This window comes from Variovorax sp. 10L426 (genome assembly GCF_056395305.1).
Window position 1 is genome coordinate 125,303 of sequence record NZ_JBFTJF010000016.1, and the last position, 9,147, is coordinate 134,449.

Genomic DNA, 9,147 nt, shown 5'->3' on the forward strand with positions numbered 1-9,147 from the left:
CAAGCGCTCAGCGTTGGTTCAACTGCGCATCCGGCAGATAGGCCGCGCCACCCCAGTTCGCCTGCAGCAGGACCCCGCGATCCGTCATGTCGTACATCGTGATGTAGGGGTTGAAGGAGGTCGAGAGGTCGGCCGACGTCGCGGCGCTCGTCCCCAGCTTGACAGTGGCGTCGGCCGACGCCGAGACATCGGCGCCCGCGGTGCGGAACTGGTCCATCACGGCCTTGTTCTTGAAGATCATCACCTGCCGGAAGCTCTTGTAGCCGAGGCCGGGACCGGTTCCCGCTCGCGCCGCCACCATGTAGGTCGGCGTCTGCGTGGCGTTGTCGACGAGCACGCCACGGCCGCGCGCCCCGATCACCAGCAAGACGTTGAGCTGCGACGAATCGAAGACGGCGTAGCCGGCTGCCTTTTTCAGTTCGTCTCGCGCCTGCGGCTTCTCCGCAAACAGGTCCGACAGTGTCTTGTCGCGCATCGCCAAGATTTCCGACCGGCGCTTTTGCGCTTCCTCGGGTGGAAGCGGCGCGGCGCTTTCCTGCGCGGTCCCCGATGTGGAGGACGTCGTCGTCGGGGAGCTGCTGCAGGCGGCCAGCAGCAAGGCGAGCAGCGCTGCTGCGCTCGAAGGCCGGGCAATGGGAATCATCGGGACATCTCCTCCGGTGGGAACCACGTGCAAGCCCGCGCAGTCTCGTCGATGCGCCCAGGCAGCGCAATGGCCCCATGGTGCAATCCTCCCGACGTTTTCCGGCGCCGCACGCCTACATCGGCGCGCGCCGGTGCAAACTAGGGTGCCAGCCTGGAGATTCGCCATGCCCGCATCCAAGAAAGCTCCCGCGCCGCGCGTCCTGTGGAAGGGCGCGATCAGTTTCGGCCTCGTCCACATTCCCGTGGCGCTCTATTCGGCCACCGTCGATCACGGCATCGACTTCGACTGGCTCGACAAGCGCACCATGGATCCCGTCGGCTACAAGCGCATCAACAAGAAGACCGGCCGGGAGATCCCGCGTGAGCAGATCGTGAAGGGCGTCAAGGTCGAAAAAGGGGAGTACGTGGTGCTGAGCGACAAGGAGATCGCGGCGGCCTATCCGAAGACGACGCAGACCATCGAGATCGAGCGCTTCGTGCCGGCGGACGGCATTCCCTTCGTGTACCTGGAGCGACCCTATTACGTCGCGCCGATCAATCGCGGCGGCAAGGTCTACGCCCTGCTGCGCGAAACGCTGAAGCGGGCCGGCCGCATCGGCGTGGCGCGCGTCGTGATCCAGACCAGGCAGCATCTGGCCGTGCTCGTGCCGACCGGACCGGGCATGGTGCTGAACCTGCTGCGGTGGGGCGCTGACATCCGGCCATGGAAAGACCTGCCCCTGCCTTCCGAAAGCGCGAAGCAGGTGGGCCTCACCGAGCGTGAACTCAAGATGGCGAAGCAGCTCGTCGATGACATGAGTTCAGAGTGGGACCCGGACGACTTCCACGATTCCTTCAAGGACGAGATCATGAAGCTCGTGGATGAGAAGGCCGAAGCAGGCGAGGGCAAGGAAGTGACGCAACCCGAGCCTGAAGAGACCGCTGAGGGAAAGGGCGGCGCCCGGATCCTCGACCTCACCGAGTTGCTCCAGCGCAGTCTGCGCAAGGGCGAGAGCAAGCCCGCGAAGGCCACCGCAAAGCGCGCGCCGCGCAAGCGGGCACCCGCCGCCAAGTCGGCGTCGCGCCGCAAGACGGCCTGAGGCTGCGCGACCGTGGCCCGGCAGACCGAACGCGAAGCGCTGGCGCCCTACCACCGCAAGCGCGATTTCAAGAAGACGCCGGAACCGCAGGCGGGCGGCAAGGCGGGCAACGGGGCGCTGTCCTTCGTCGTGCAGAAGCACCACGCGAGCCGCCTGCACTACGACTTCCGGCTGGAGCTCGACGGCACGCTCAAGAGCTGGGCCGTGCCGAAAGGGCCGTGCCTCGATCCGACCGTCAAGCGCATGGCGGTGCACGTCGAAGACCATCCGATCTCGTACGCCAGCTTCGAAGGCACCATTCCGCCGAAGCAGTACGGCGCCGGCACGGTGATCGTCTGGGACCGCGGCGAGTGGGCGGCGCTCGGCGATGCGCGCAAGTCGTTGGCCGAGGGAAAGCTCAAGTTCGAACTGCGCGGCAAGAAGTTGCGAGGGCACTGGACGCTGGTGCGCATGCGCGGCAACGGTGAGAAGCAGGAACCCTGGTTGCTGATCAAGGAGCGCGACGGCGAGGCGCGCAAGCTGACGGACTACGACGTGGTGGAGGCCGAACCCGACAGCGTGATCACCGGTCGAGGGGTCGACAGCCCGCCGCCGGTCACCTACGAGCGGAAGCCGGAAGCCGCCGCGAAGAAGACGAAGACCGCAAGGACGCCCGCACGCAAAACCGCCGCTGAACCGCCGGCAGGTTTGCCCGGCCGCAAGGCAGCATTGCCTGCGATGCTCGCCCCTGAACTCGCGACCTTGGCTTCGGCAGCGCCGGCCAATCCGGACGACTGGCTGTACGAACTCAAGTTCGACGGCTACCGCATCCTGGCCCGCATCGACGGCGACAAGGTCCAGTGCATCACACGCAATGGCAACGACTGGACATCGAAACTGCCTGCGCTGGCCAAGGCATTCGCCAAGCTCCCGACGCGCTCGGCATGGCTCGACGGCGAGATCGTGGTCGACGACGAGCGCGGTGCGCCGGACTTCCAGGCACTTCAGAACGCCTTCGACAGCGGCTCGACCTCGTCGATCGTCTGCTGGCTCTTCGATGCGCCCTTTCTCGACGGGCGCGATCTCCGGCGTGTTCCGCTGGAGGAGCGTCGTGCGTTGCTGGCCCGGTTGCTGGGGGAAAAGCCTCCCGCTTCGCTGCGTTTCAGCGACGCCTTCGATGCTGCGCCGCGCGATCTGCTCGCTTCGTCAGCGCGGATCGGCTTCGAGGGCATCATCGGCAAGCGCAAGGGATCGGACTATGTGTCACGCCGGTCGCCGGACTGGATCAAGCTCAAGAACCAGCGGCGGCAGGAGTTCGTCATCGGCGGCTACACCGCACCCAAGGGATCGCGATCCGGCTTCGGCTCTTTGCTGCTGGGCGTCTTCGACGACAAGGGCGCGCTTCAGTATTGCGGCAACGTCGGAACGGGTTTCGACGAAGGCCGGTTGGCCGACATCAAGGCGAAGCTCGACGAGGTGCACGCGGCAGAGTGTCCCTTCGAGACCCGGCCTGCGGGCGTCAAGGCGCAATGGGTGAAGCCGGTTCTGGTGTGCGAGGTGTCCTTCGGCGAATGGACGCAGGACGGGCGCATTCGCCATTCCGCCTTCCAGGGTCTTCGCACCGACAAGCCGGCCGCGAAGATCCGGCGCGAGACAGCGCTGGTGCCGATGCCGATGGCGGCGGACACGGAACGCAAAGGAGCCTCGAAACCCATGGCACAGCGCATCACCCACGCCGACCGCGTGATCGACAAGGAGAGCGGCATCACCAAGGGCGAGCTTGTCGCCTATTACGCCGAGGTCGCCGAACTCATCCTGCCGCACCTCAAGGCCCGGCCGGTGGCGCTGGTGCGTGCGCCCGACGGCGTGGGCGGTGAACTGTTCTTCCAGAAGCACATGAAGAACAGCGAACTGCCCGGTGTGAAACTGCTCGATCCGGCTTTCGATCCGGGCCACGATCCGTTGCTGCAGATCGACACCGAGCATGGCCTCCTGTCGGCGGCGCAGATGAACGTGATCGAGTTCCACACCTGGAACGCGACGTCGAACAACATCGGCAAGCCCGACCGGATGACCTTCGACCTCGACCCCGGCGAAGGTGTCGGATGGCCGCGCATCCAGGAAGCCGCGCTGCTGGTGCAGACCCTGCTCGACGAACTGGGCCTGCCGGCGTTCCTCAAGACCAGCGGCGGCAAGGGCCTGCACGTGGTGGTGCCGCTGCGCCGAAGCTACGACTGGGATGCCGTCAAAGGCTTCTCGCAGGCCGTCGTTCAGCATCTGGCCGGCACCATTCCGGACCGCTTCGTTGCCAAGAGCGGGCCGCGCAATCGCGTGGGCAAGGTCTTCGTCGATTACCTGCGCAACGGCTTCGGCGCGACCACGGCGTGCGCCTGGTCGGCACGTTCGCGTCCGGGGCTGGGTGTGTCGGTGCCGGTCGCATGGGACGAACTGTCCGGGCTGGAAAGCGCTTCGCAGTGGACGGTGAAGAACATTGGCCGCCGCCTCCCGGCCGGCAATTCTCCGTGGGCCCACTACGAGAAGAGCCGGACCGCCCTGGGCGCGGCGATGAAGCGGCTGGGCTACGCGCCCGGCTGAGCGGTTCCGCCTCGCCGCTGCGTTGCAGAAATGCAACTTTCTCTCATCACTCTTGAGGATATCGGCGCGCATTTTCGTGTGACAAGTTGTTGCAGAACCTACGATCTGTTGGTCAGGTGATCGTCAGTCTGACGCACCGGCGCCACAACAACACACGAAAGAGCAATTGACGATGAGGGCACCTTTTGCCGTCGCCAGCGCGACGATCTTGATCTTGAGTCTTGCCGCTTGCGGCGGCGGTAGCAGCGGTGGCAGTACCGGTTTTTCGCTTCAGGCGCCGGGCGGCTCGGCCACCGGAAACACCCAGGCGACAGGAAACGCGCAGACCACGCCGGAGGTGCCTGCTGCCGACCCCCGCAACGGCACCTACCAAGTGTTCAGTGGTGCCGGCGCGGAGTTCAAGTTCAAGGTCGACTTCGACCTCAAGCAGTACGCCCTTCTCGACAGCACAGGCGCCACGATTCGTTCAGGCACGTTGGTGGCCGACCCTGACACGGCCGGCACGTACGTCATGGTCGACGTGGTTACCAAGCTGGCGACCTCCAACAACGCGCGTTTTCGCGTCTCGGCGGATGCGCTCGTCGGCGCTGCGCCTTTGCCTCTCCCGTTCGCCAACAACGCCAACATCAGCGAGGCACTTCCGTTCGTCGCCACGCGTTCGCTGGTGACCGACAAGACCCAGCTCGACGGGCTGTACAACCGCCTGGACCTGACGCTGACGGCCGGATCGGGAAATTCGCTCCCTCAACTCAGCTCGCGCCTGCATGAAGTGAAGATTTCGGGCCAGGGCACCGGCCTCGACCAGTGCAACGAAACCAGCACCTTGTCGAATCTCGCCAACTGCACAGGGAGCGGGAAGACGCTGGTCCACTACACCGCCTCTGCCACCGCAGATGCAGGAGGACACTGGACCTTCACGAACGACGCCGATGCGAACGACAAGCTCGTCTTCGCGGTGGCCCGCATCGCCGGAGAGAACGTGCTGCTCGAATCCGGCGCGGATGCGCTCACGCCAGCGAATCACGTCTTCCGCGTCGGCGTGCCGAGCGCCACGTCATGGCCGACTTCGACTGCGTACGGCGGCAGCGAAATGGGCGACTGGAGCAAGTACAGCATCGGCCCGACGTCGATCGACGTGGCCAGCAAGGCGCTCGACGGCAGCAGCAGCAGCGAGAGCTACCCCCTCTCCGATCCCTCCACCACGGAACCCCAGGGGTGGAAGAAGGCGAGCGTGACGGTGGGCCAGGCGACGGGAATTGCCTTTGCGATGCAAGGCAAGGGTCTTTACGTCCTCATGGGCAGTCCCAGCATCCACAACGGCTACCTGCACGTCGGCCTGACCCACTGACAAGGCTCATGCAAACGCCGGCTGCGGCAGCACCTCATCCGTCGTCACTTCGAAGCGCTCCAGCGTGCTGGTACCGAACACCATCGTGATCGGCACATCGGCGGCGTCTCGGCCGCGTGCGATCACGATGCGGCCGATGCGCGGGACGTTGTGACGCGCGTCGAAGGTGTGCCAGCGATCGCCGAGGTAGACCTCGAACCACGCGCTGAAGTCCATCGGCGAGGGATTCGGCGCCACGCCGATGTCCCCGAGGTAGCCCGTCACGTAACGTGCCGGGATGTTCATGCAGCGGCACAGCGTGATCGCCAGGTGCGTGAAGTCGCGGCACACGCCGACGCGCTCGCGATAGGCCTCCAGCGCCGTGCGCGTGGCCCGCGCGCTCTGGTAGTCGAAACGTAGGTGCCGATGCACGAAGTCGCAGATCGCCTGCACGCGCTGCCATCCGTTCGGCACGCCGCCGAACAGGCTCCACGCGAGCTGCAGCAGTTCGCTGTCGACTTCGCAATAGCGGCTCGGTAGCAGGAACTGGAGCATCGCCGTCGGGAGATCGGCGGGTGCATGCTCGACGGCACCTCTTGTCACCGGATCCGGCAAGCCTGTGTCGAAGACCACCGCTTCACTCTGCAGGCGCACCTTGCTCACCCCGAGCGGTATCGCCACGCGGGCGCAGTGGTTACCGAAGGCATCGGCGTAGAAGTCGGTGCGCAACGGCGGGGAAATCGTCATGCTTTCCCCGGGCTGGATGTCCTGCATGCGCGAGGGATGCACGCGCAGCATGTAAATCAGCGCGGTGGGTGGGGTGATGCCCAGTTCGATGTCGAAACCGATTTTGATGAGCATGATTCGCTGACGTTGAGGGAGGTGGATGGGGGATCAAGCACGTTCGGTGCCCGGTCATGACGCGGTCCATCCTATTCCTCTCGCGTCAACGCGGATGACGAGACGATGGCGCGAAGCCGCGTAGGCCGACGCCAGTGGGGTCATTCGTCGGCGCGGTCCTACCGTCGACGACTGGCCGCTCCCACACGTCGCGGCGCGCGGTCACTACGGCGCGCGGCATCGGCCGCACCTAAGCTTTCCTCTCCTGTCCTGTCACCACCCGACAGCTACTCCGAACCCCGAAGGAACCTCCCGATGACGCACCAGAACAAGGCCGCCGCCCGGCGCCCCAAGCAGAGCGACGGCAATGGCGCCAAGCAGGAGCAACTGGAAGCCTTCACCGTCGACAGCGTCGCCCAACTCACCACGAACCAGGGCGTGCAGATTCCGGACAACCACAACTCGCTGCGCGGCGGCGTGCGCGGGCCGACGCTGCTCGAAGACTTCATCCTGCGCGAGAAGATCACGCACTTCGATCACGAACGCATTCCCGAGCGTGCGGTCCACGCCAGGGGCTCCGCGGCGCACGGCTATTTCGAGGTCTACAAGTCGATGTCGCAATTCACCTGCGCCGACTTCCTGCAGGACCCCGCCGTGAAAACGCCCGTTTTCGTGCGCTTCTCGACCGTTGCAGGCTCACGAGGATCCGCCGATACGGTGCGCGACGTGCGGGGCTTCGCCGTCAAGTTCTATACGCGGCAGGGCAACTACGACCTCGTCGGCAACAACATCCCGGTGTTCTTCATCCAGGATGCGATCAAGTTCCCCGACCTCGTCCACGCCGTCAAGCCCGAGCCGCACAACGAGATGCCGCAGGCCGCGAGCGCGCACGACACCTTCTGGGACTTCGCCTCGCTCATGCCCGAGTCCACGCACATGCTGATGTGGGCGATGTCGGATCGCGCGATTCCGCGCAGCCTGCGCATGATGGAGGGCTTCGGCGTGCACACCTTCCGCCTCGTCAATGCGCGCGGCGAGAGCCACTTCGTCAAGTTCCACTGGAAACCCAAGCTCGGTATCCACGGCCTGGCATGGGACGAGGCGCAGAAGATCGCGGGCAAGGATGCCGACTTCCATCGCCGCGACCTGTGGGAAGCGATCGAAAACGGCGACTTCCCCGAATGGGAGCTCGGGGTACAGATGATTCCGCAGGACAAGGAACATGCCTTCGGCTTCGACCTGCTCGATCCGACCAAGATCATTCCGGAGGAAATGGTGCCGGTGCAGCGCATCGGGCGCATGGTGCTCAACCGGAATCCGGACAACTTCTTCGCCGAGACCGAGCAGGTCGCGTTCCATCCGGGCCATGTGGTGCCGGGCATCGACTTCACGAACGACCCGCTGCTGCAGGGGCGGCTGTTCTCGTACACCGACACCCAGATCTCGCGGCTCGGCGGCGCGAACTTCCATGAACTGCCGATCAACAAGGGCGTGTGCCCCTTCCACAATTTCCAGCGCGACGGCATGCATCGCCAGACCATCGCGCGCGGCCAGGTGGCCTACGAGCCGAACTCGTTGGGCGACGGCAAGGAGTTCCGGGTCGACGGCGGCAAAGCGGGTTTCCAGTCCTTTCCCGAGGCGCTGGAGTCGCCCAAGGTGCGGCGGCGCAGCCCCTCGTTCGACGATCACTTCACGCAGGCCCGGCTCTTCTTCAACAGCCAGAGCGCGGCCGAGAAGGAGCACATCATCGCGGGCTTCCGCTTCGAGCTGTCGAAGGTCGAGGTGCCGGCGATCCGGCAGCGCATGGTCGACAACCTGGCGCACGTCGACGAGAAGCTGGCGCGGCGTGTCGCCGAGCCGCTCGGCATCAACGCGCCCGACGCGAAGGCTGCCGCGGGTCGCGCGGGATTTCGCGAGCACCGCATCACGATGCCGATCGACGAATCGCCGGCGCTTCGCATGGTCGACACCGGCGACGGTTCGGTGAAGACACGCAAGGTGGCGATCCTCGTCGCGGACGGCATCGATTCAGCCTCGCTCAAGCCCATCCGGGAAGCCATCGAGAAGGCCGGCGCGCAATGCAAGGTGGTGGGGCCGCAACTGGGCACGGTGGCGAGCCTGTCCAAGCGGCAACTCGATGTCGACGCGACCTTCGTCAACATGCCTTCGGTGATGTTCGACGCGGTGCTCGTGCCGGCCGGCGCGCAGGGTGCGGAGGCGCTGTCGCGCAACGGCGATGCAGTGCACTTCGTCCTGGAAGCCTACAAGCACTGCAAGGCCATCTGCACCGTGGGCGAGGGCGTCAAGCTGCTCGCGACGCTCGGCATCGAGCCCGATGCGAAGAATGCGCCCGCCGGGGTGGTGGTGGCAGAGACGCCGGTCACCAATCTCGGCGACACCGCGGGCGCCACCCAGATCGCGCAAGACTTCGTCGCCGCGATCGCGAAGCACCGGCACTGGGACCGCGCGAACGTGGACGCCGTGCCGGCTTAAGGCCTGTTCACACTACTTCCGGGGATCGCGTTGCCGTGCCAAGGGGCTGGATGCAAGGCGCCCGCGCGCAGCAAGGCTTTGGCCTTGCAAGCGTGGGCAACGCCGCAGACGGCCCCTTTGCACGACAACCCGAAGGGAAGGTATGCCAGGACGGGCCACTCGGCGTTGCGCTCCTTGCATGTGCCAACG

At 65.6% G+C, this 9,147-nt stretch carries 5 protein-coding genes and 1 pseudogene; 4 read left to right on the forward strand and 2 right to left on the reverse strand.

Annotated features, from left to right (window positions below):
- Positions 1–7: 7 nt before the first annotated feature.
- Entirely contained in the window at positions 8–643 is a 636-nt protein-coding gene (locus AC1DHL_RS22660; protein WP_478102039.1) for a lipid-binding SYLF domain-containing protein, read from the reverse strand.
- Positions 644–809: 166 nt separating this feature from the next.
- On the opposite strand from AC1DHL_RS22660, the gene ku reads away from it, so the two are divergent.
- The 3 genes from ku to AC1DHL_RS22675 all read left to right on the forward strand — a co-directional run bounded on the left by ku (position 810) and on the right by AC1DHL_RS22675 (position 5,646).
- Positions 810–1,724 (forward strand): non-homologous end joining protein Ku, encoded by a 915-nt coding sequence (gene ku / locus AC1DHL_RS22665; RefSeq protein WP_478163442.1) that lies wholly within the window; start codon positions 810–812, stop codon positions 1,722–1,724.
- Between the two features lie 12 nt (positions 1,725–1,736).
- The gene (gene ligD / locus AC1DHL_RS22670) at positions 1,737–4,298 is read left to right on the forward strand and encodes a DNA ligase D (protein ID WP_478163443.1); all 2,562 of its coding nucleotides are present in this window, start codon (positions 1,737–1,739) and stop codon (positions 4,296–4,298) included.
- 172 nt (positions 4,299–4,470) lie between these two features.
- The gene (locus AC1DHL_RS22675) at positions 4,471–5,646 is read left to right on the forward strand and encodes a hypothetical protein (protein WP_478163444.1); all 1,176 of its coding nucleotides are present in this window, start codon (positions 4,471–4,473) and stop codon (positions 5,644–5,646) included.
- Positions 5,647–5,652: 6 nt separating this feature from the next.
- Here AC1DHL_RS22675 and AC1DHL_RS22680 read toward each other — a convergent pair whose 3' ends face one another.
- On the reverse strand, positions 5,653–6,486 hold the full coding sequence (locus AC1DHL_RS22680; protein WP_478102046.1) for a transglutaminase-like domain-containing protein: 834 nt from the start codon (positions 6,484–6,486) through the stop codon (positions 5,653–5,655).
- 87 nt (positions 6,487–6,573) lie between these two features.
- Here AC1DHL_RS22680 and katE point away from each other — a divergent pair.
- Positions 6,574–8,958: pseudogene (gene katE, locus AC1DHL_RS22685) on the forward strand (catalase HPII); the annotation flags it as partial.
- Positions 8,959–9,147: the final 189 nt, after the last annotated feature.